General features: G+C 39.1%; 27 protein-coding genes and 1 pseudogene. 4 read left to right on the top strand and 24 right to left on the bottom strand.

Going from position 1 to position 20709, the window contains the following annotated elements; all coding sequences use genetic code 11:
- Position 1: 1 nt before the first annotated feature.
- The 7 genes from FK004_RS06010 to FK004_RS05980 all read right to left on the bottom strand — a co-directional run bounded on the left by FK004_RS06010 (position 2) and on the right by FK004_RS05980 (position 5722).
- A complete protein-coding gene (locus FK004_RS06010) occupies positions 2-865 on the bottom strand; it encodes a hypothetical protein (protein WP_170108546.1) in 864 nt (287 codons plus the stop codon).
- Positions 866-993: 128 nt separating this feature from the next.
- The gene (locus tag FK004_RS06005; protein WP_108736452.1) at positions 994-1602 is read right to left on the bottom strand and encodes a DUF6046 domain-containing protein; all 609 of its coding nucleotides are present in this window, start codon (positions 1600-1602) and stop codon (positions 994-996) included.
- Between the two features lies 1 nt (position 1603).
- Positions 1604-3313: a tape measure protein gene (locus tag FK004_RS06000; protein ID WP_108736451.1), complete on the bottom strand. Its 1710-nt coding sequence runs from the start codon at positions 3311-3313 to the stop codon at positions 1604-1606.
- Between the two features lie 179 nt (positions 3314-3492).
- On the bottom strand, positions 3493-3897 hold the full coding sequence (locus tag FK004_RS05995; protein WP_108736450.1) for a hypothetical protein: 405 nt from the start codon (positions 3895-3897) through the stop codon (positions 3493-3495).
- Between the two features lie 26 nt (positions 3898-3923).
- A complete protein-coding gene (locus tag FK004_RS05990; RefSeq protein ID WP_108736449.1) occupies positions 3924-4364 on the bottom strand; it encodes a hypothetical protein in 441 nt (146 codons plus the stop codon).
- Between the two features lie 3 nt (positions 4365-4367).
- Positions 4368-5528 carry a DUF2586 family protein gene (locus FK004_RS05985; RefSeq protein WP_108736448.1) on the bottom strand — a complete coding sequence of 387 codons (1161 nt, stop codon included), beginning with the start codon at positions 5526-5528 and terminating at the stop codon, positions 4368-4370.
- Positions 5528-5722, bottom strand: coding sequence for a hypothetical protein (locus FK004_RS05980; RefSeq protein WP_157956042.1), 195 nt, complete (start codon positions 5720-5722; stop codon positions 5528-5530). The genes FK004_RS05985 and FK004_RS05980 overlap by 1 nt, the downstream gene beginning before the upstream one ends.
- A 227-nt stretch (positions 5723-5949) precedes the next feature.
- Between FK004_RS05980 and istA the strand changes: the two genes are divergently transcribed.
- A complete protein-coding gene (gene istA, locus FK004_RS05975; protein ID WP_108735486.1) occupies positions 5950-7497 on the top strand; it encodes an IS21 family transposase in 1548 nt (515 codons plus the stop codon).
- Positions 7498-7513: 16 nt separating this feature from the next.
- On the top strand, positions 7514-8251 hold the full coding sequence (istB, locus tag FK004_RS05970) for an IS21-like element helper ATPase IstB (RefSeq protein ID WP_108736446.1): 738 nt from the start codon (positions 7514-7516) through the stop codon (positions 8249-8251).
- Positions 8252-8358: 107 nt separating this feature from the next.
- On the opposite strand, the gene FK004_RS05965 is transcribed toward istB, so the two are convergent.
- The 17 genes from FK004_RS05965 to FK004_RS05890 form a co-directional block, all read right to left on the bottom strand.
- On the bottom strand, positions 8359-8553 hold the full coding sequence (locus tag FK004_RS05965; RefSeq protein ID WP_108736445.1) for a hypothetical protein: 195 nt from the start codon (positions 8551-8553) through the stop codon (positions 8359-8361).
- 98 nt (positions 8554-8651) lie between these two features.
- Positions 8652-9173: a hypothetical protein gene (locus tag FK004_RS05960; protein ID WP_108736444.1), complete on the bottom strand. Its 522-nt coding sequence runs from the start codon at positions 9171-9173 to the stop codon at positions 8652-8654.
- 50 nt (positions 9174-9223) lie between these two features.
- A complete protein-coding gene (locus FK004_RS05955) occupies positions 9224-9745 on the bottom strand; it encodes a hypothetical protein (RefSeq protein WP_108736443.1) in 522 nt (173 codons plus the stop codon).
- A gap of 34 nt (positions 9746-9779) precedes the next feature.
- Complete coding sequence (locus FK004_RS05950) at positions 9780-10478, bottom strand: hypothetical protein (protein ID WP_108736442.1); 699 nt, start codon at positions 10476-10478, stop codon at positions 9780-9782.
- Positions 10479-10603: 125 nt separating this feature from the next.
- Positions 10604-11059 carry a hypothetical protein gene (locus FK004_RS05945; protein ID WP_108736441.1) on the bottom strand — a complete coding sequence of 152 codons (456 nt, stop codon included), beginning with the start codon at positions 11057-11059 and terminating at the stop codon, positions 10604-10606.
- Positions 11031-11471, bottom strand: a complete 441-nt coding sequence (locus tag FK004_RS05940) for a hypothetical protein (protein ID WP_108736440.1) — start codon at positions 11469-11471, stop codon at positions 11031-11033. Before FK004_RS05940 ends, FK004_RS05945 begins: the two co-directional genes overlap by 29 nt.
- A complete protein-coding gene (locus tag FK004_RS05935; protein ID WP_108736439.1) occupies positions 11468-11797 on the bottom strand; it encodes a hypothetical protein in 330 nt (109 codons plus the stop codon). Before FK004_RS05935 ends, FK004_RS05940 begins: the two co-directional genes overlap by 4 nt.
- A gap of 157 nt (positions 11798-11954) precedes the next feature.
- Positions 11955-12386, bottom strand: a complete 432-nt coding sequence (locus tag FK004_RS05930) for a hypothetical protein (RefSeq protein ID WP_108736438.1) — start codon at positions 12384-12386, stop codon at positions 11955-11957.
- A gap of 93 nt (positions 12387-12479) precedes the next feature.
- A complete protein-coding gene (locus FK004_RS05925; RefSeq protein WP_108736437.1) occupies positions 12480-12677 on the bottom strand; it encodes a hypothetical protein in 198 nt (65 codons plus the stop codon).
- Position 12678: 1 nt separating this feature from the next.
- A complete protein-coding gene (locus FK004_RS05920; protein ID WP_108736436.1) occupies positions 12679-13500 on the bottom strand; it encodes a DUF3164 family protein in 822 nt (273 codons plus the stop codon).
- Between the two features lie 52 nt (positions 13501-13552).
- On the bottom strand, positions 13553-13828 hold the full coding sequence (locus FK004_RS05915; RefSeq protein WP_108736435.1) for a hypothetical protein: 276 nt from the start codon (positions 13826-13828) through the stop codon (positions 13553-13555).
- Positions 13821-13961 carry a hypothetical protein gene (locus FK004_RS19165; protein ID WP_157956041.1) on the bottom strand — a complete coding sequence of 47 codons (141 nt, stop codon included), beginning with the start codon at positions 13959-13961 and terminating at the stop codon, positions 13821-13823. The genes FK004_RS05915 and FK004_RS19165 overlap by 8 nt, the downstream gene beginning before the upstream one ends.
- Positions 13962-13972: 11 nt before the next feature.
- Positions 13973-14344, bottom strand: coding sequence for a hypothetical protein (locus FK004_RS05910; protein ID WP_108736434.1), 372 nt, complete (start codon positions 14342-14344; stop codon positions 13973-13975).
- A gap of 4 nt (positions 14345-14348) precedes the next feature.
- Positions 14349-14981, bottom strand: a complete 633-nt coding sequence (locus FK004_RS05905; protein ID WP_227871679.1) for an ATP-binding protein — start codon at positions 14979-14981, stop codon at positions 14349-14351.
- On the bottom strand, positions 14978-15823 hold the full coding sequence (locus FK004_RS05900) for an AAA family ATPase (protein WP_108736433.1): 846 nt from the start codon (positions 15821-15823) through the stop codon (positions 14978-14980). Before FK004_RS05900 ends, FK004_RS05905 begins: the two co-directional genes overlap by 4 nt.
- 81 nt (positions 15824-15904) lie before the next feature.
- Positions 15905-17929, bottom strand: a complete 2025-nt coding sequence (locus FK004_RS05895) for a kinase (protein ID WP_108736432.1) — start codon at positions 17927-17929, stop codon at positions 15905-15907.
- Between the two features lie 12 nt (positions 17930-17941).
- Positions 17942-18160 (bottom strand): hypothetical protein, encoded by a 219-nt coding sequence (locus tag FK004_RS05890; protein ID WP_108736431.1) that lies wholly within the window; start codon positions 18158-18160, stop codon positions 17942-17944.
- A gap of 129 nt (positions 18161-18289) precedes the next feature.
- On the opposite strand from FK004_RS05890, the gene FK004_RS05885 reads away from it, so the two are divergent.
- Entirely contained in the window at positions 18290-19063 is a 774-nt protein-coding gene (locus tag FK004_RS05885) for a S24 family peptidase (RefSeq protein ID WP_157956040.1), read from the top strand.
- Positions 19064-19476: 413 nt separating this feature from the next.
- Positions 19477-20709: pseudogene (locus tag FK004_RS05880) on the top strand (AI-2E family transporter).

The raw sequence follows: 20709 nt of genomic DNA, 5'->3' as shown, positions 1-20709 counted from the left end.
CTTATTTTTTTGGGGATAAAAAGCCCAGGCCAATGGTTTGCCGGCCGCCACTTTTACTAAATTCACCGTCCACGGATTCCACGAAAAAACGGCCGCTTTTCTCCGGGTACTTATACCCGTCAATTTCTGCGATCATACCTTTGGTTACGGCGGGTTCTAAAAACACCGTGATATCACCCTCATAGCCGTTGTAATTAGCGGTTGTTTGCAGACGGTTAACGATATCTTTTAATAAGTCGCCACGAATGCCCGCTTTTACCTTAACTACCTTTTCATCGCTATACTTTCGTACGTCGGCCTGCGTTTTATGAACGTGACCGTTAGGGTCTTTTTCACGGATCACAATGCGGACGTTTTTATCCACATTTCGCAGTTTAAAATTATCTTCCTTAACGGTGTTCCAGCCTAAACGGAACTTAACAACTTCCTGCTGTTGGCCGTACAGAGTACCGACGTACAACACATTGAAATTAAAATAAACCGCCAGGCGGCATTCCTTTTTCAAAAACTCCAACACCTGGACACCGGTCGAATTTTTAAAGAAAACATTACGTAACGGTATTTCAGGTATTTCAGGCGAAAGAACGATATCTGTGTCCTGGCATAACTCAGTAAGTATTTGCTTAACGGTTACACTTTTATAGCTTTTATTAAACATTTTATCGTACAGTAACCAGTTATAACCTTCGCACTCCACCTTTACGGGAATGGACATATTAACCCGCTTAACATACCCTTCAAATCGCTTTACGTTATTCTGATCGTAACCCAGCAAAACGCTTACTTTGTCACCCTCTCGGATATCATACTCCAGCTTATCATTTTGCTGGGTTAAATCATCGGTTGCGGTTTTGGCCGTTTTCATGTAAGTAATTCGCGGCAGTTCAATAGTGCATACATCCGTATAACTGTTAATATCCAATTTCCAGGATACCTTCGCCGGTTTTACCTGGGCGTAGGTTCCAATTGTTATATCTGAGGTCATGTATAGCATTACTGAATAATTAAATCGGTTATAAAGTCACTTTCACAGGTAAACGAAAATGGACGAATCCAATGCGCTTTACCCTGGACGTCGGGAAAATCAAGGGTATCAATAACGATCCGGCAGGAATCATCCAGGAACAATTCAGGATATCCACCATGTAAGCTGATCGGGTCGTTTGATTCGAATATCTCCTTTAGCTTAATAATATCTTCCTCAGGAAACTTTCGATTTTTACCGATTAAAAAGCCTTTAATCGTAAACTTATAATCGTCAATACTGAACTGTTCCTTTACCGTCCCTTTACGCTCTGATACCGCCGTGCGTACAATCGTTTTTACCACATTAACCCGCATCGTGCAATTGTCAATCTCCAGGACTTTTTCCGATGACCGCCATAAGGCGATTGGGTGCCAAATCTCCTGACCATATAGCCCCTGTTTATTTAGGGATATTTGTTTACTATTATATTGAATAGTCCCGGCAGGGTTGGGGTTTTGGGGAATGCCGCCCAACAAAATAGTGGAAGACTTTGTTTTGTCTGACCCTTTTGCCGGAACGTGAAAATTAGAACTTCCGAAAGTCTGTTTGTATAATTCTTTTACGTCAAAAAGCATATTAAATCATTTTAGAACCGTTATAAACCACACGCGCCATACATTCCATAATTAAGTTTTCAATCTCCTGGGCGGTTTCGGTTGAGTTAAGCGTCGTGAACTGGAGGTTATCGAAGAATTTACCAACGTGGATATTAACCACTTTTGGCCCACCACCGACAACCGAATCCGCGACAGCTTTACCCGACGCATCGTTACCCGCCGCAGTGGCTGCCATTGGCACAAACGGGGTATCTTCTTTCTTTTCAGCCTTTGGGGCAACTAATTTTTTAGTCGCTTTTACTTCCACATCGTCAACCCCTTTTATCCACTTGTAGGCCTTGTCTATGGCTTCCAGGATTGGTTTAACAATATTGTCCCATAGCCATAAAATAGTATCCATAAGGGACGATATTACCTGGACTACTTTTTCAATGATCCATCCAATAAGGCGAAACACGTCTTTTAATATTTCCGATTTCTGTACGAAATCCAAAAACGAACTAACAAAACGATATATCTTTTCGCCGATAATTACAGAATACCTGTAAACGTCTTTAAAGGCCTGGACTATAACTATTATATAATCATTCCATCCGCTTGTACCGTTAACAATATCCGTAACATAGTCAATCACACGACCGACACCCGTAGAAATCATATCAATATAAGGCTGGGCGCGGGCTAACATGGCAGGAATGCTTTCTGAAAACTGGACACCCATATCCAAAATTCGATCAAAAACCACGGAAAAGGCATCGCCAATATCGGAAGCCGTATTGCTTATTTTATCCTGGATAGTAGACCAGCGGCCAAATTTGGTGCGGCTCATCGCCTCCATTGCTCCAGCATAAATACCGCCTTTATCGGCTGCCATAGCGAGGGTTTTAGAAAGATCATCGTAAGAAACTTCCATTTCCTTAACCTGGTCGATTGACTTCCCGGTTGACTTCGCTAACATCGCATAGATATTAATACCGGCGATACCAAACTGGCGGATATCCATCGCCGTAGCTTTACCCACCGTTTTAATTTGCTGCATATTGGCCGCCATACGGCTAAGAACATCGTTACCACCCCCCACGGCCGAAATGGCGTTTACAAGGTGTAATGTATCTTGACGGGCAGCCTCTGCCGATAGCCCCGCCGATATCAGCGAACGGTTTACCATTACCAGGGAATCGGTATCAAATGGCGTTACGTCGGCATCTTTACGGATATTCTTATAGGCCTTATCTGCCCCATCCTTTCCCAAAAAGGTACTTAAGCCGACGATATCCTGCTCCTTTTTCATGGTCTTGGAAATGATGGTACCCAAACTACTGGATATTACTCCAGCAATTGCGTTACCGATTTGCAAGGCCAATCCGCCAATCCATGAACCGATAGCCATTGAACCGGTAGACATACCACCGCCACCGCCGGAACTTCCGCCACCGCCACGAGAAGTATTGCCTGAATGCCGTGAGGCCTGACGTTCTAAAGCTGCTAATTCACGCCTGGCGGATGCTATCTGACTTGGTATGGTCGAGGTACTGATCGTATTATTTACCTGTTGGATGTTGCGCTGTAACTGGGAAAAACTTTGGCCTAATACCTGGTTTCTACGGGTAACGTTTTGCGCCTGTCGGCTCATGTTGGTAAAGGCGCGACCGGTCGTGGAATTGAGCCGGCCAATTTGGCCAGACATCATATCACGCATTTTTACGACAAATTCAACTATATTACTCATGTGTAGGTTATTGTTGGGAACCTTGCATTTCCCATAATTTCAGGGCAATACCGGTACGGTAGAAAAATAAATTATCACCCCATTCTTTTAGGGCATTTGCGCCGAACCTCATAGAGCCGAACACAATAAGGAAATCAATACCAGCGGTGCGGTCTTCACAGTCTTTTTGGCCTTTGTTACTAAAAGCGAAAAAAGTCGGCTTTCTTCCCTTCCAAGATGTTATTTATTTGTAAAAACACCGCGATAAATTTGTCCTCGTCATCAATCAAATCGATATCGCCATCGATCCAAAGCGCTTCCATAATCAGGGCTACTGCCTTACCTAAAGAGGCCGTTCCGATCGTAGTCATATAATCCCCTAAATCGTCCGCCGTTGGTGGTCGTAATACGGCCAAAGAACTACCTACATGTAACAAAATCAATTCACGACCACCATACTGTTTTTTCCAATTTTCCAGCTGTGCCAGGGTAAACCTTTTTTCGAATGCTCCCAGGTTATTATCCGCTGTTACTTTTGGCGTTTCTGCTTTACTGATTTCTTTTGCTTGACGTGCCGCGAAAGCACTTTTTACGTTTTTAGACATTGTCTTTTTTTATTTTTTTGTTAGTTTTAAGCGACTGAGTGGGATATATTCATTGCGATAAATGGCAATGTTATTTCCCGGTTTTTGGCGTTTTGCTCCAGTTCGACACCCGTCTCAGTGAAAGCCACACCGCTGGCGACATACGTCGAAATGGCATCGGTAGCCCTTTTTTTATAAGAGACTGTAATTACAATTGTTTCGTGAGGCACTTCGGTTATATCATCGTAGCCCGCTATTTTTGCAGCTTTGTTCATGGCATCCGCTTCGAAGCCTAAAAGCTTGATATTTCCGTCGTACTTCTTATTTCCGGTCATGATATCAATAGGGTCGGAACCGCTACCGTATAAGTGTTCCTTTTCGACTTCTTTTTTCAAACTGAACCCCCGGAGGCCTTTTATTGTACGCCCTAATAATTTGATTTCGAACTGTGACCAAGCACATTCCGAAGAGGTTATATTTACATTCATTGATTATAGATTAGTAGTTAAACCCATTGTTATATTAATCCAGGTCAGGTACCCTAATGGTTGTATTTTTACCTGTATCGACAGGGTGCTGGTATTAATGATATTTTGGGCAGTAGGGATAATTACATCTACCGCGCTCAGCTGAGCTTCCGTACCGGCTAAAATTGCCGTTTTGATCAAGTCCTCCAGGTATTGCGCATCTGCATCGTTGATGGTTCCGTCCGGGTTCATACGTACCGATGTTTCAACAAATGGCATACTGGTAGCTGTAGCGATACGTTGTACTTTATCCATCATTCGGCCGTAAGCCAGGATTTCAAAATCATCGTTTCCGGCCATTTTATCAATCCCGAAATAATACCCTGCGGCACCGTCGCGGTGATGAAAAATGATATACCCTGCATCGCTCAGGTTGTCCAGTTCTTCCGGGAAAAATTCTTCCAAAGGACGATCGCCGATAAACACGGGTGTAATAGTCAGCGCGCCATTTTGGCCGTTCCCTATTTTTACATGTGCGCCGTATTTAATCGCCCTGGCCAGTGCTACGGAGCCACTTGCGGAGCCATCAGCCAAAGAACCACCCAACACTACACCGACGTAAGTATTCGACGCAGTAGCCGGCATAAACGTGTTAGCCTGGTCAACGTCCACGACACGCCCCTCAATTAGTAATCTGATTGGCTGGTTTATTTTTTGCTGGTATTGGCAAAGTGCTTTTGAAGCCGTAACAGCGTCGGAAACATCTTTGTCCAAAAATGCAACTGGCGGGGTGTAGGTTGCGTCCGGCTTGCGGCAGATATAAGGCATATTTACCCTTCCACGGCTTACCGCTAAAAGCTTTTTAAGCCCGTTCGCATTCGTTGTGCTAACCATATCTTTTAACAGCATAGTATCTTCAACTCCCAAAACCCAAACTTCCTGAGTTCCGCCCAATTCGTTGTAAAACTCCCTTAGTTGCTTATTCAAAAAAGGCTCTAATTCCGGGGTATATCCTTTTTCCACAGCATCGTCGTACCCATAAACCGTTTTAACGACACCGATGTTTGCAACGGTATAAGCCGTTCCCATGATTCCTGCAATGCCGTCCAGTACAGGGACTGGGCGCTGCAGGTTCCCTGACGTGACAGCTACTGTTACGCCGGGGGTTCCTGTACCTTGTGCCATTATGCGTTAAGTTCAGCTTTTGCAACTTCAATAGCAGCGATATAGTCCTGTTTTGTTTTACCGGCAGTACCAAGGGAAAGCCCTTTCGAAAGTGCCTTTAAATCTTCATAACTGGCCGTAAGAGGGTCAATATTAACCAGGTCTACGATATAGTACTCCTTTCCGGTGTTTTCCGACTTTTCCAAACTTTCCATTTTTGATCGGGTAAAGGATTGGACGGTATTATCTTTCAAAGTCAGGGTGGAAAAACCGGTCAATTTGACCACCTAATTCCGGAGTAAATTGACCACCCGTTCCGGAGCAAACTGACCACCTAATTCCGGAGCAAATTGACCACCAAGTTTTGTGGTGAATTAAGTATTAAAAACTATTGATTTTTTCATGTTGTTAGAACCATACATTCGTTAAAAATTTACGGATTATGGCAAACAAAATAACAGACATGAGTAAAATTAGAAAAGTAATTAAATTCTATTGTAATGGAAAGAGTAAGTTATTTATAAGTAGCTACTTATCCCTTTCAAGAAATACGGTAAAGAAATATATTTCTTTATTTGAAGTTCTCGAATTAAGCTTTGAATTAATCGACCAAAAAACCGATGCAGAGCTGGAACTTTTATTCTCCCAGACTAGTGTAGAGGCCATTAGCCCGAGATTACAGACACTTTATGATTTTTTTCCTAAAATGGAACGTGAACTAAAAAAAGTTGGCGTTACCGTACAGCATATGTGGGAACAATATATTGCTGTAAATCCTGATGGTTATCGAACTTCACAATTTCATTATCATTACAATATATGGGGCAAACGAGTTAATCCGGTCATGCATATGAACCATAAGGCTGGTGATAAAATGTATGTTGATTATGCCGGAAAGACACTCTCAATTATTGATATAGATACTGGAGAAGTCAAAGAAGTACAATTTTTTGTAGCAATATTGGGCGCTAGCCAATACACGTATGCTGAAGCTTCCATGAGCCAGCAAAAGGAAAACTTTGTTGACTCGGTAGAAAATGCCATGCGCTTTTTTGAAGGCACTCCTGCCGCCATTGTTCCAGATAATTTAAAATCTGCCGTAATAAAAAGCAGTCGTTTTGAACCGACAATCAATGAAACCCTGGCTGATTTAGCAGAACATTACGAAACCACAATTTTACCTGCCAGAGCTTACAGGCCCAGAGACAAGTCACTAGTTGAAGGAGCTGTTAAGATATTATATCGAAGGATTTATGTAACCATAAAAGAAACTAAGTTCTTTTCTCTGGAAGAATTAAACCAGCAGATCTGGGATTTACTTGACTCTCACAATAACAGAAAACTGACAGGACGCCCTTATTCCCGCTTTGAATTATTTTTAGAAGACGAGAAAGAAAAACTGCGTCCACTCCCACAAGATCGTTTTGAAATTAAATACCAGTCTTTTGCAACAGTAATGCAAAACGGTCATGTTCAATTAAGCCAGGACAAAAACTATTACAGCGTTCCGTATCAATATGTAAAGAAGAAAGCCAAGCTGTTATATACCAAATCAACAGTAGAGATTTATTATAAATACAATCGAATAGCTGTACATCCAAGAAACTACAAACCTTATGTCTATACAACAACTCCTGAGCATTTAGCCAGTACACATCAATTTGTAGCCCAATGGAGTGCTGCCCGCTTCATTGAATGGGCTAATAATATTGATGAGTCAGTAGGAGAATATATAATGCAGATAATCGAAAGCAGAAATCATCCAGAACAGGCTTATAAAAGCTGTTTAGGAATACTGAATTTTGAAAAAAAGGTAGGCAGACAGCGATTAATAAATGCCTGCAGGCGGGCACTTGATTTTAAAATTTACAATTTTAAGACCATACAAAACATTTTAGAAAACAACTTGGATCATATTGATTTTGATCAAGAACCTGAGCAGGAACTTCCCGATCACAGTAACATAAGAGGAAAACACTATTATAACTAAATTAAATCTTGAAAAAATGAATGAATCCACAGTAACCAAAATGAAACAAATGAAGCTTTATGGCATGTTTAATGCTTTTAAAACAGCCATTGAAAGCGGGAAAACAGATCATTATACCCTTGACCAGTTTGTATCGATGATTATTGATGCAGAATGGGATGAAAGGTACAATCGTCGTATTGAACGAAGTATCACTAATGCCAAATTCCATTACAAATCAAATATTGAAAGTATCAATTTTGATGTATCACGTAACCTGGACCGAAACATGGTACTGCGTCTGGCAGAATGCGAATTTATAGAGAAAAACGAAAACATTTTAATCACTGGAAGCACCGGTGTCGGTAAAAGTTATTTAGGTACTGCATTAGGTTATCAAGCCTGTATACAGGGTTTTAAGGTAAGTTATTTTAATACCTTAAAATTGTTCGCTAGACTAAAAATGGCTAAAGCAGATGGTACTTATCTACGGGAACTTACCAAAATACAAAGACAGGATGTTATAATACTTGATGATTTTGGACTCCAGGCACTTGACAGCCATAACCGAATTACTCTTTTAGAGATCATAGAGGACAGGCATAATAACGGCTCTATAATCGTGACATCACAAATACCAGTTCAAGGCTGGTATGATATAATTGGAGAAAAAACGATAGCCGATGCAATATTAGACAGACTTATACACCAATCTCATAGGCTTGAATTACATGGAGAATCCATGAGAAAGAAAAGAGGAATAAACAAAGAGTGATATTTTATTATATTTGAATACTAATTAACAGATGAAAAAATATAGTTTTTAATCAAAACGGAGGTGCTCACTTTGCACCGGAATTAGGTGGTCATTTTGAACTGGAATCAGGTGCTCACTTTAAAACGGAATGGGGTGATCAATATAACCGGAATTTGCACTAAAACACCTACTGGTGCCGATAAAATAACAATTGTTGCAATTATTAAAAACCACTTTTCTTTACGGTGCCGCTTCTCCATTTTACGCATACTCTCTTTATGTTCTACCCATATTTCATAAGCTGTCTTATTATCATCCATGACATTTTTTTTTCAAAATTAAATATATTCATTCTTTAATAATTACGGTTTTACTCAATTTGGAATCTTTGGAATAACAGGAATCTTTAGAATCCTAATTAATACCTAAAATCTGTAAAATGGATCATGCGGCCAAAATATATATTATCCCGGCATTTTTCGGCTTTCGGTCGCCAATAGTCTGAGAAGTCCGCCCAGGTGTCGAAACCCTCATTAACGGCAAACTTTAAGCTGGCGGCCTTATCGTACGATTTACGGCCGTTAACAGATATTTGCAAATTAGTTTTATCAGCTTCAATAATTACATTTTGGTAGCCGTTAATTTTAAATGGCCGTGAAATGTGAACCATTTCATAACACTTGAGTTCGCCCATTTTTTTACGGATAACGGCTATAGTTGGCACAATGTATTCGTGCGGCTCAAAGTATAAATTAAAGTCGATTATCTCATGTATTTTCGGGGCACAGCAGGCATACACATCAGCATCAAATAATACCCGCACCCGATCTATCATTTGTTCCCTTAATTGGATATCCTTGTTTTGAAGCAACCCCTTTGTAAGTTTTTCGGCAAAATACGTCGGCTTATCATTTATCTGTGATAAAAAATTTAATACCATACTTTTAACGTTTTAGAATAATTAGAATCTTTGGAATCTTTGGAATTCCATTAATATAGAAACCCTGTAAAATGGATTATTTTGCCTTGATACACGCCCTGGGGTGATTTTTTTATAATCGGCTTCCAATAGGCTGCAAAATCACTCCAATAGTCGAATCCGTCATTTAGTGCAAATTTTAGCCTTTCAAATATTTCATGTATTGGGCGGCCATCAATTGTAATTTGGATATTATTATCCGTGATAACCATTACTACTTTTTGAATTCCCATACAATGAAAAGCTGGTGCAAACTGGATCGTTGGGTTTTGGTCGGGGTTTTCGGAAACTAATCGTAACACAGGGATTATAACCTCCCTAATTTCCCAAACATTCTGCTCGTCTTTTCTAATTGTATGTATTTTTTCACCACAAGTGAAATAAACCTTTTTATCAAAATTTAGCGGGCGGCGTTGTTCGGCTTCAATCAAAAAATACATCGGCTTACGATCGCATATTCCTTTAATAATCTTTTCCGCGAAATAGGTAGGTTTGTCTTTTATATGTGATACAAATTCTAAGGGTATAGCCATTTTTAATAGTGTTTTGGAATAGTTGGAATTCCAATTATTCGTTTATTATTTTTAAATTTCTTTTTGGGGAGTTATATTCAAAAATTATTGTTTTTCCTTCGAATTCGGCTCGCATTACATTTGTAGAGTACTTATCAAATGATTTGAGTTGTTTTTTATTTTTAACATCTATAACCCTCAAAGAATTCGTACTTAATGTATCGTAGACTGCGAGTGATCCGTCAGGAGTTATGAGACATAAATCCCCTATATTTTCGTTAATACTTCTTTTGTAATGTATTTCTCCATTTACGTCATATATCAAAAACTTACCCTTAGAGTTAGCAACCTTCCCCCAGTCGTTACATGCTATAAAACCGTTATTAGATACTTTACAATCATGTGGACGTATAGCGTCGATGGAAAATAAAACTTTCTCCCTAGGTGTATGTATTAATGAAATATAACCTTTCATAGAATCATTGCCGGCAGATAAATAGGCTACGGCATATTCACCACTTTCTGAAAAATTAATTAAACCAGTATTTCCAATTATAGTTTGTTCATAAGAGTTTAAAGAACGTCTTTTCGAACCTTTGGATTTCCAGGATTTTTTTTTAAGCAACTCAAATTCTGCTGCTCTTTCTTTCGTTGCCTCATTACTCAAATCAATAATATATTCTTTTCCCAAAATATTGATAACAACAGTTTCGTTTTTTTTATAACTGGAAAATAACCATTTAAAAATGTTCATGTTTTTGTTTTTCCAGGCAAGTTACAAACTTCAATTATTCCAACCTTACGGAAAACCGTAAGTTTGGAATTTTTGGAATTTTTGGAATTTTTGGAATCTTTGGAATCTTTGGAATTTAAAAAGGTTTAAGCTGCTTTCTGCCAATCATCTGCGTAATATTGCTGATTGATGAAAGTTGATAAATGCGCTTTGGCTGTATTTTTACGGGCTAAGTATCTATTATAACCAGGGATTGCCAGGAAGCATTTAATTACGTCGGCAGGCTTTAATTTTTTAAAGGCTTTTTCGGCCTCTACTCGCTTAACTTTATTATCGTAAAGATTCCAAAGGGTTTCGAAAGTTAATTCGGGTAATGCCGTTGTAATCTCAAAATTAGCCTTACCCTTCGGAATCCAAACCGTTTTCATAGCTGATTCGGTTGCAGGAAAATTACCATCGTAAAAAAACCAATTAATTTGTTTTTGGGTGAGGTTTCCGTCCAGGACTTCGAACCTACTTAAAGCACCGTTTAAATGATATTTAAAGACCCAAAGGCCTGGCGCGTTCCTCGCTTTAACTGTATATGTTGTAACTTGCTCCATAGCTAAAATATTTTGTTATCCAATAATCCGGGCGGGCTTTTCGGTACCTCTTATGTACTCCCAATTTGATAGGCCTACGTTTCCGCTGTAACATAAAGCGGTTATACATATCCCCGGCATACTGTCTTCCGGAATTTCGTGAGGGATTATGAAGGGTGTACCATTTTAGCAAGTTTTTTTTTGTTTGTTGGGTAATTACGGTATCGTCGTCAATATCATCAATAACAATAATATTATTTATCTTGTTATGTTTTTCAATTGCTGCGTAACGCTTTTCGGCTGCCTGTTCTTCCTGCTCCATTCTTTTTTTAATTAGTCCTATTGATAGCGAAGCAGATTTAAAAGCTACAGAAACGGCTTTAATTGATTCAGCTATTGTTTCTGCAAAAAAAAATGTTTTAAAATTACTCATGCTATTTTTTCCGTTAATTCGTTAGTAATAATTAGCAAAGCATTTTTTTTATATGTGTCATTTACTAAATGGGAATAGACATATAAAATACCATTTAAGGCTACAGCTTCGTGATACTCAAGGTTAATTTTTACAGCTTTTTTCTTTTGCTCACTCAGCAGCTGCCCGCCAACATGTTGCTTTTTAAGCTTAACCGATGTTTTTGATAGAATACTGCGGACAAACCTTTGGTCGCTGGTTTTTATTTGGACTTGCTCCATAGCCTGTAAACTTTCAATAATTACTTCGAATTGCGACCAGTTTATTTTTAAATCTATTTTTAACATGCTTCGGTGGTGGGTTTAGTTAATACTTTTTTGCAGTCCTCACATACCATAACTGTGGTTTCACATGTGGCCTGTATGGACACAACTCCTATGTATGCGATATCGTGGTTGCATTTCTTTTGAATACTCCAGGTTCCTACCTTTTTTTGCGTTGCCATTACACTTTGTATTTCGTGGTTAGGATAATACGCTGGAGGGCTTTAATAATCTTGGATAGTTCATTGTCTATCATTTCTTTTAAAGGCTTTTTAACCGGTGATTTATCACTTTTTAAAAAATCACTAAGCAGTAGCATATTTGGTACTTCGTGGTGGACTGGGTGGGGTTTCGTCCACTGCAATTCACGCATCAGCGATAGTATTTTTTTATGCTTTGGGTTTAAGGCATCGAAATAAGCCCAATTTTCACCTGTGTGGGGCTTTTCTCCCTGCTTGATAAGGATTTGGTTAGCCTGGTCAAAAGAAAGGTCGTTAAGGCTTGTTTTCGCGTTGTCGTTGGTAGCCCATTGTACATATTCCTCCTTTACCCCGATATCGTAGCCGACATTTCGCCGGATAGCCAGTTTTTGGTCTTTGGTTGCTGTTGTCATTGTCTCGTTATTTTGAATTTTAAAATATCCCCAGCTAAGTTTGCCGGGGATTACTATTATATGTAATAATTGAGTTTATTACTATTTACGCACTTATAAGTACGTTGCGGGCTTATGTGGCTTGAAAGCTGGGTTATTAATAACCCCCCGTTTGTAGTTGGCAAATGCCTTATGTTCTGCACTGGTCAGGGATTCCCTGGCGATCCAGTTATTATACGAATCCTTGTAAACTTCCTTCCCGTTTACCTCGTAAACTTCGTGGTCAGTAATTGGTTTGATTTTTACGGACATGTTATGATTTGTTAAATTGAAACTCATAACCGGCGGGAAAATCAGCTGAGGACATTGCCAGGGGTATATTTACCTTTTTGCCATCGTCCAGGATAGTGTAGGCCTCAATGAACCAGCAAGACCGTACCGGCTTGTAAGCGGCTGCGATGATCTTAACACCGTCGGAAAACTCAGCGTTATTAAACTTCGTTTCCAGCTTTTGCAACTCCAACACCCTGGAGCCTTTCAAATTCCCTTTTGCATCCTTTTTCAGTAAGTTAAATACCATATCGACCAGGGCGGCAGTTTCGGCATTTTTTGACAAAGAATTTATAAACTTCGATACCTTTTCAATCCCGGCGCTGGCGGTGTCGTCCCAACCATCTGTTACACGGTACCCGATTGTAATTTCGCCTATTTCTGTGCTAAAGGTGTGGGTTTGCTGTTTTTCCTTTATTCCGAATACCTGGCTTTTTAATTCCAGGATATTTTCGAAGTATTTAAAAATATCCCTTTTAGCTTCGGAAAGAAGCTGTGATAAAGCGGTCAGGTTTAACAATGCTTTGGGTAGTGTGTCCTGAACTAAATCTTTATACGATTCCCTGGCCGATACCTTTGCCGATTCACGACGATTTAATTCGGCTTTCAATTCATCATCGGACAGCTGTAACACTTTTGCTTTTTGGGTTTCGTTAAAGTTGTCGACGTCCGATTTGTGAATCTGGGATAACCTTTCTTCCAGTAGCGTATCATTTGGATAATTGGGATTTGTTTTAAAGGATTCGGGGCGTGAAGCTGACTTTAAAAAAGTTTCAAACGCTTCATTTTCTGTTTGTGTGTTCATGGGTAATTGATTTGAAATTAATTGTAGTTCTATGACAGTAATATTATTTATGTTATTCGATTTCATTTTTGTAAAGCTTGTCGATTTGTACTAAGGGTTCCCAGTCGTAAACACCGGTTAAGCGGGTAGCCTCTTTTATTTTTTCTTCGATTTCCGCTGACACTGGTTTTGTGGGTGCGTCGGAGTAATCCAATTCATGAAGCAGATGGCCGCGCTCCTGGTTAATCATTATTCGTTCGCCAGCCGTAAATATTGCTTTCTCCTGGGTATCGAATTGAAGCACTATAAAAAGTAGTACTAAGCGTTCCTGTATTTCTTCTTTATTCATTGTCGTTTTCTTTTAAGAGTTTTTCAAGGTTTTGTTTGTCTCGTAGGATAATTCCATATTCGGGGCTGGCGGGGTTTTCAATCAACCATAAACCCAAAGACATTATTTTTAATTTGATTTCGTTTTTTCGCATAGCTTAGTTATTTAGTTATAACATAGTTTAACTTCCGGTCGCCTAATCCCATCTATTTTAAAAGGCATAGGCAATTCCTTTGGGCGTTCAGCGTCTAACAGTGTTTTGGGATAAATTGAAAACACTCTTAGGATACATATACCATACAGGTCACCAATTTCGAGTAAGCTTAAATTTTCGTAACGCTCATAAAGCATTATAAATTCGTCATTACATTTTTTAAGTTCGTTCATAAACCAGTGGCATATTTTAGGACTGGCAAACACCTTTTGGAAGTGTTTTTCAGAGACCGAATTGTTTAAACACCATTTGTGATATAATTCCAGGGGCTTGTCGCTTTGTTCCGGTTTTTGATTTAGGAACCATTCAATATCGTTTTCCATTGCTCTAATTTGTTAAGTCGTTCCAATATTCCGCAGCCGCTTCCGGCCATATTACAAAAGGTTCACCACCGCCATACCGGCTTATTGGAAACGCTTTAAAACCTTCTACCCTGATTTTAATATCAGCATCATACCGTATAAATTCTGCGACACTGCCTTTTGGTTCTGTACCGTTGGCGTGGCTTATGAAAATAAAAAGCACGTCGGTAAACTCTTCTTTTAGGGATAAATATTCCTTTTTGGTTAATCCGGTGTATTGTAACGAATCAATAAAAACAATACCCGGCCGCCTCTTTTTTCGTAACCGTTCTTTTAGTTCCGGTATCGGCTCCCTGGCCAGTATGACAAACTTTTCTTTAACTTCTATCATTTTACAGTCATTAATGTTTTTTTGAAGCGATAACCGTGCGCCCTCTTCCAGGGAGTTATAAGCTACTTTTTCGAACTCAGTTAACATTTTGGCCAGGATCATATTAAACCGGGACTTCCCCGAACCTGATTTGCCCCATATTATCCAAACGCCCGACGCTTCCGGCAACCCTAATATTTTTTGCCAAAAAGCATTCAGTTGCAACACCTTAAAAACCATCTTTTTTATTTCATCTACTGAAACCGCGCGCTTTAATCTTGTACTCATGCCATTTGTCTTTTAAAAGCGTGTATTTTTCGTTTAACTCGTCTTAAATCATTTTCGCAGTCCTCAACAACAGCTTTAACCATGCTCTTATCACTTATCCCATTAGCACTACATATTTTAAATACGTCGGTAGAAGTAACCCCGCCTAACTCAATGAACTTGCGGCCTAATCGGCTGTATATCTCGGTATGCCCCTTTTTATTCAATTTGCGCCCTCTTCTAATTCTTTTCTCTAAATGATCCGTTGCGCACATTACAAGGGCGCAAAGGTCTTCTAATGCATTAAAAAGGGTAATAAAGAAGTATAACACCTGATCGGGTAGTTTGTCTGCCTCGTCTAAAACGACGATTGGCTCGTCCTTTGCTTTAAGCCGGCGTACAACCTCCGCCATCATATCGCCAACCGTAAGCCCGGCGGAATCATAACCCATCGCTGTAAGCAATTCAGTTAAAAATGTTTTTCGGTTCCAAAACTCGTTACATGATAGTACGTAAGCGTTTTTATTCTTTGCAGCAAATAGTTTTGCCGTTTGTGATTTTCCGGAACCAGCTGCCCCGATGATACCCATTGCCATGCTATGTTTTTTCGCATCTTCTAAACAGAGGGTCATTTTAACGTAGTCGGTGGTTTCAACATAAACCCATTCGGTGGATGATCCGATTTGTGCTGCGACGTTGCGAAACATATCGTCGGTAATCAAATCCCAATTATTATTCATCATTTGGGAAATAGTGGCAGCACTTACATTTTTAAGCGATTGTGCGGCTTTGTTTTGGCTTTCGTGACGGGCGATGTAATTTGATAAGCTTTCTACAATTTGTTGTTTCTGTGTAAATTCCATACTTTTGAATTGTTTAAGTGTTAAGTGTTAATTGTTGGGTAATCTTCCGGCGGACTTTCTCAGGGTGACACCGGTTTTTTATTAATAAATTGATACGTAATCCATTTTATCGGATTCATCACTTTCAAAAACGGCATTGCTGATTTTCTTTTGATAATCTCCAATGCCGTAATTTTCTTCTTGCGGTTTTGAAGCCTGTTTTATTTTTGCTTTCTGCTTTCTACTACTTTCTATCCCTTTAAGCCCTGGACTACGCAGTCCGTAATCTTCCGCCAGGCGGTCATGATCTGCCAGTAATTCGTCCATTTCGTTCCTGGTGTTAATTCTGATCGCTTTATTTTCGGCATTTACTTTTCTTGTAAATTCTGCTTCCCAGTCTTCCTGCTCCTGTGCATTTCGATGTATGACCGTTTTCGGTTCTGCCTCCGCTACACGTCTAAGGCCTAAAGGCGTTTGCTCGTATAAGTGTATTAGTGTCATATCGGACGGATCAAACTTTACAATGAACTTTTTATCTATATTTTTGTGTAACCACTCTTGGTCAGGCATGTTATTTTTCATTACCATGAAATCGTACTTAATCTTTTTCTCAGTGAACGAAATACCGTAGGCATTGGCTGTAACTGGTTTTTCCCTGGTGATCCAAAACATATCTACCATATCCCAAATGGAAACTTCCGGCGTGGCTGGGTTCTGACTGTTTAAATACATTTCTAATCGTGAAACCCCTGTTTTTGGATGCGGCGCAGCGTTCCATTGTTCCCGGCGTTGTTTGTACACTTGTTTCACCTCGTCGAGGGATGGAAGGTTTTTAACATTGTCCAGGATAAATTCCATATTTGCCCGCGATTCCAGCTTTTTGGTGGTAATATTCATCCCAGTAAAAAACCAGTCTCTTTTCAAGTATTCCGCCTGGAATCTTCCGAACGCGTTTTCAATTGTTTTAGACTTACCGTTGTAAGGCTGCGTTTTATTGGTAATTCTTGAAATCTTACTTAAAAAGCTTGATGCCTCTAACTTACCGTGGCCGCCCTGGTTGTCAAACTTGATTTCGTATGGCTTGTGGCCTGCCGTTTGTAAAGCCATTTTAAAGGCAAAATACTGGGCTTCGTAATCTTCTGTTTGGCTAATGTGGTAACCAACAAAAACCTCACTGTAAGTGTCGAAAACCTCGTAAACCTGGCACGTTTTCATTTTTCCGTTTTCCAAATAGTAGTAATTCAACTTTGTACCATCTGAGTACCATAGAGAATCGCGCATACTTGGTAATTTGGTTGAATGCTGATAGGTGTACTTTTCTTTTGCTTTCAATTCCCCGTATCGGTACCCATACCAAAGGGCTTCTATTTTCGGGTCTTGGAGAAAATTCCGCAGGGATAGTTCCGTTTTTAGCGTCGGCCAGTCTAAACCGGTAGCATGTTCGTTGTAATCCCTCAGTAATTGTGCGAAACTTGCGCATTTCCTTACTCTATCACTCCAGCGGGCTAAAACCCAGCTTTTTGCCACGTCGGCCAGCTTTTCGGTGTTTTTGTTGCAAAATCCTTTATGTATCAGGCTCACATACCCCTCAGCGTTGTAAATCTTGTAACGATCCTGCAATCGTCTTTCATTTGCTGGCAAAGAATGCGGCCACGTGTGGCGAGGTAATTCCTGTACAATTGTTGTGATCTTTTCCCAGGGTTTCACTTTCGAACCTAATGCCTTTCGTTTGCTCATTGTCGATTCCAAAATCGTTTTAATGGCATTTAGTACTTCGGCGTTGGCGATATACTCTTTTATACTCTTGTCAGGCAGTGGGTCGTTACTGTCAAGCGTATAGTTGTTAAAGAAGTCGACCGCGTTTTGATCAGTTTTAAGGTAGTCACTAAAATGTATGTGCTTTGCTCTTTCCGTTGGATCGCCAGCCAGGGCGATGATCTTTTCTTTTATATCGGAGCGGATCGTTTCGTACTCTATCAGTGCGACCCTTCCATTTCCCCCGCGCTGCAGCCTTTTAATTTGCCCCCTTAGTATTAGGCTATCAAAATTTGGCTTTGTTAATATACCTTCTTCTATCAGCCAGGCTGCCTGTACGCATAAAATGTTGTTGTTATAGTATTCGAACATTTTTTGGTTGTTTTAATTTTCATTTATGAACTTAGATATTATCGGTTGCATACCTTTTTGATACTGTTTGACACCCTCTTCATATTCTAATATTATTATTTCCGGCTTTTTACCTTTTCGTGAACCTCGTAAACATTTTCTAATGTAGTTTACAGTAACGCTGTACTTAAATGCTAAGGCGTTGAGGATTTCCGTATTGTAATTGTTATTTTTTTGTGTTTCTTTGCTCATAATTTATGTCCTTTTGTACGGGACAAATTTAGTATGAAATATTCATACTAAATATAAATAATATGAATTTTTCATGCTTTTTTTTATATGGATAACGTAAAACATAGGTTTTTCAAGGCTTACGACTACTTGAAAGAAATTGAAGCAGTAAAGAATTTGCAGGATTTTGGTGATAATATAGGCACCAACAAGGCTGGAATTAGTGATATTAAAGCTGACAGAAAGAAAATAAGTGTCGAAAATTTAATTAATCTAAATGAAAAGTTCCCGGTTATTAATATTGATTGGTTGATTACAGGCAAAGGGAGTATGATAATTTCATACTCCAAAAAAGACAATTCGTTATCGCATGTAAAAGAACCTGAGCCAATATATAATCACACACCAAACATTGTGACCGTCGATAACAGTGGAAAGGAAAATATAGTACTGGTTCCTGTAAAAGCTGCTGCTGGTTATTTGAATGGTTTTGGTGATCCGGAATTTATACAAAGCTTACCTACATATTCAATACCTAATATTCAGAATGGGGTTTTTAGAATGTTTCAGGTTAATGGACATTCAATGTACCCAACCCTACACAGTGGGGCTTATGTGGTAGGCCAATTTGTAGAAAATTGGATAAAGGACATAAAGGACGATCGAGTTTTTATACTTGTGTCCAAAAATGAAGGTATAGTTATTAAGCGTTGTCTGAACCGTATTTCAAAGTATGGTACAATATATTGTAAAAGTGACAATAGGCGCGAATACCCCAGTTTCGCTATGGCACCAAGTGAAATATTAGAAGTATGGGAGTTTAAAATGGCATTAACCTGGGAACTTTCCAATCCTGCTGATATATACGAGAGAATTAACGATTTAGAAGCCAAAGTTAATTTTTTAGAGAGTAGAAGTAAATAATATAATGCTAATAAACTAAATAACAGGTGTTTAACAAAACATTGTCGATGCTTAGTAGGTACATAAGTAGGTACTTAAAGCCTAAAACACATCATTTATGATCTGTTTTAGGCTTTTTCTATATCTTTTAAACTGTTAAATTGGTGTTTTTTGAATGCCCAACTGAATGCCCAACTGAATGCGCAACTCTATATTTCACATTTTAAAACCACTTTTCAAAGCATAAAAAAGCCTCTGTAAAGAGGCATCAACAAACAAACCATACATACAGACCTTATATACTTTAAAACCCCTTAAAACGCTATTTTATCAGTGTTTTAAGGGGTTTTAACATGGGTTACATTGGTTCAATGGTAGTATTTAAACAGTACTGACCCGTTTTATAGTGCTAAATGGTAGTATAATGGTAGTATATGGTAGTATATGTACAATTCGTTTTTTTTATAATTTCGACCTTTTTTATCGTTAAGGCCTTATTTTATTGGGCTTTTCGACCTTTTTTATTTATTGTCTTTTTGTACTATTCGTTTTATAGCCCTTATATGCTTAAAAGTAAAATACCGCCTTATATTAAAGCCGTCTATATCTCATTACTGATCATCATTATTGTTTTTTTTATGATCATGGCCAAAAAGCTCATCGTCCCATTGATGGTTTCAGGTTATGTCGCGATGCTGATGACACCTTTATGTGATCGCCTGGAACGCATTAAGATTCCACGTGCCCTGAGTGTCATTATTGTGCTGTTGTCCACAATAACTGCTGTAAACGGATTAATTTTTCTAATTTTTCTCCAAATTAAATCATTCGTAAAAGATATTGATGGCGATGCATTTTCCAAGTGCAACACTTATATTGTTCAAATCAGTAAATGGTTACACGAAACTTTTTCCATTGAAACCGGAATGGAAAATGGCTTCAAAATGGACCGGATCATCGAAATGGCAGACAAATCGTAATTAGGCATGGGTAAGATGATACTATCTACTGTAGGTACCTTGTCCGATCTTTTGTTACTTCCAGTATTCATTTTCTTCCTTCTGCTGTACCGCGATCATTTAGCGATATTTTTAACCCGTTTATTTAAAGAACAGAAACACGATGATGTAATGGCAAAAATCGTATCCATTCGAAAAATAGTTCAAAATTATCTTGTGGGAGCGAGTAAGGTAATGGTAATTTTAGGTATTGTCAACTCTATTGTATTGTTCTCTCTCGGAATCAAACATGCCATATTCTTCGGAATGATTGCCGGAATGCTCAATATTATTCCCTATTTGGGACCTATGGTTGGAGCGTTACTGCCTTTCCTGTTTGCATTGATCACTAAAGATAGCTTTTTCTATCCGGCAGCAGTGGTGGTTTCCTTTACGATTATTCAGCTCGTTGAGAGTAGTTATCTTACCCCAAGAATTACGGGAAGCAATGTTAATCTGAATGCTTTAGTCACATTTATTGGCCTTCTAATTGGGGGTACGATCTGGGGATTGATGGGAATGATCCTCATTATTCCAACCATTGCAATATTGAAAAACCTTTTTGAACTGAGCCCGGAAACACGGCCTTACGCCTATCTTTTTGGGGAAGAACAATCCTATTGGCTCGGCAAAAAAAAGCAATTGCTACAGGAAGCTGATGAAAAATAA

It is taken from the genome of Flavobacterium kingsejongi (genome assembly GCF_003076475.1).
Classification (GTDB): domain Bacteria; phylum Bacteroidota; class Bacteroidia; order Flavobacteriales; family Flavobacteriaceae; genus Flavobacterium; species Flavobacterium kingsejongi.
Note: the sequence above shows the minus strand (reverse complement) of the source record. Positions and strands in the feature narration are given on the sequence as shown.

Excerpts from the sequence above, each read along its gene's own strand:
- FK004_RS06010 (WP_170108546.1), bottom strand. The coding sequence starts at position 865 with ATGAAAACGGCCAAAACCGCAACCGATGATTTAACCCAGCAAAATGAT.
- FK004_RS06005 (WP_108736452.1), bottom strand. The coding sequence starts at position 1,602 with ATGCTTTTTGACGTAAAAGAATTATACAAACAGACTTTCGGAAGTTCT.
- FK004_RS06000 (WP_108736451.1), bottom strand. The coding sequence starts at position 3,313 with ATGAGTAATATAGTTGAATTTGTCGTAAAAATGCGTGATATGATGTCT.
- FK004_RS05995 (WP_108736450.1), bottom strand. The coding sequence starts at position 3,897 with ATGTCTAAAAACGTAAAAAGTGCTTTCGCGGCACGTCAAGCAAAAGAA.
- FK004_RS05990 (WP_108736449.1), bottom strand. The coding sequence starts at position 4,364 with ATGAATGTAAATATAACCTCTTCGGAATGTGCTTGGTCACAGTTCGAA.
- FK004_RS05985 (WP_108736448.1), bottom strand. The coding sequence starts at position 5,528 with ATGGCACAAGGTACAGGAACCCCCGGCGTAACAGTAGCTGTCACGTCA.
- FK004_RS05980 (WP_157956042.1), bottom strand. The coding sequence starts at position 5,722 with ATGGAAAGTTTGGAAAAGTCGGAAAACACCGGAAAGGAGTACTATATC.
- istA (WP_108735486.1), top strand. The coding sequence starts at position 5,950 with ATGGCAAACAAAATAACAGACATGAGTAAAATTAGAAAAGTAATTAAA.
- istB (WP_108736446.1), top strand. The coding sequence starts at position 7,514 with ATGAATGAATCCACAGTAACCAAAATGAAACAAATGAAGCTTTATGGC.
- FK004_RS05965 (WP_108736445.1), bottom strand. The coding sequence starts at position 8,553 with ATGGATGATAATAAGACAGCTTATGAAATATGGGTAGAACATAAAGAG.
- FK004_RS05960 (WP_108736444.1), bottom strand. The coding sequence starts at position 9,173 with ATGGTATTAAATTTTTTATCACAGATAAATGATAAGCCGACGTATTTT.
- FK004_RS05955 (WP_108736443.1), bottom strand. The coding sequence starts at position 9,745 with ATGGCTATACCCTTAGAATTTGTATCACATATAAAAGACAAACCTACC.
- FK004_RS05950 (WP_108736442.1), bottom strand. The coding sequence starts at position 10,478 with ATGAACATTTTTAAATGGTTATTTTCCAGTTATAAAAAAAACGAAACT.
- FK004_RS05945 (WP_108736441.1), bottom strand. The coding sequence starts at position 11,059 with ATGGAGCAAGTTACAACATATACAGTTAAAGCGAGGAACGCGCCAGGC.
- FK004_RS05940 (WP_108736440.1), bottom strand. The coding sequence starts at position 11,471 with ATGAGTAATTTTAAAACATTTTTTTTTGCAGAAACAATAGCTGAATCA.
- FK004_RS05935 (WP_108736439.1), bottom strand. The coding sequence starts at position 11,797 with ATGTTAAAAATAGATTTAAAAATAAACTGGTCGCAATTCGAAGTAATT.
- FK004_RS05930 (WP_108736438.1), bottom strand. The coding sequence starts at position 12,386 with ATGACAACAGCAACCAAAGACCAAAAACTGGCTATCCGGCGAAATGTC.
- FK004_RS05925 (WP_108736437.1), bottom strand. The coding sequence starts at position 12,677 with ATGTCCGTAAAAATCAAACCAATTACTGACCACGAAGTTTACGAGGTA.
- FK004_RS05920 (WP_108736436.1), bottom strand. The coding sequence starts at position 13,500 with ATGAACACACAAACAGAAAATGAAGCGTTTGAAACTTTTTTAAAGTCA.
- FK004_RS05915 (WP_108736435.1), bottom strand. The coding sequence starts at position 13,828 with ATGAATAAAGAAGAAATACAGGAACGCTTAGTACTACTTTTTATAGTG.
- FK004_RS19165 (WP_157956041.1), bottom strand. The coding sequence starts at position 13,961 with ATGCGAAAAAACGAAATCAAATTAAAAATAATGTCTTTGGGTTTATGG.
- FK004_RS05910 (WP_108736434.1), bottom strand. The coding sequence starts at position 14,344 with ATGGAAAACGATATTGAATGGTTCCTAAATCAAAAACCGGAACAAAGC.
- FK004_RS05905 (WP_227871679.1), bottom strand. The coding sequence starts at position 14,981 with ATGAGTACAAGATTAAAGCGCGCGGTTTCAGTAGATGAAATAAAAAAG.
- FK004_RS05900 (WP_108736433.1), bottom strand. The coding sequence starts at position 15,823 with ATGGAATTTACACAGAAACAACAAATTGTAGAAAGCTTATCAAATTAC.
- FK004_RS05895 (WP_108736432.1), bottom strand. The coding sequence starts at position 17,929 with ATGTTCGAATACTATAACAACAACATTTTATGCGTACAGGCAGCCTGG.
- FK004_RS05890 (WP_108736431.1), bottom strand. The coding sequence starts at position 18,160 with ATGAGCAAAGAAACACAAAAAAATAACAATTACAATACGGAAATCCTC.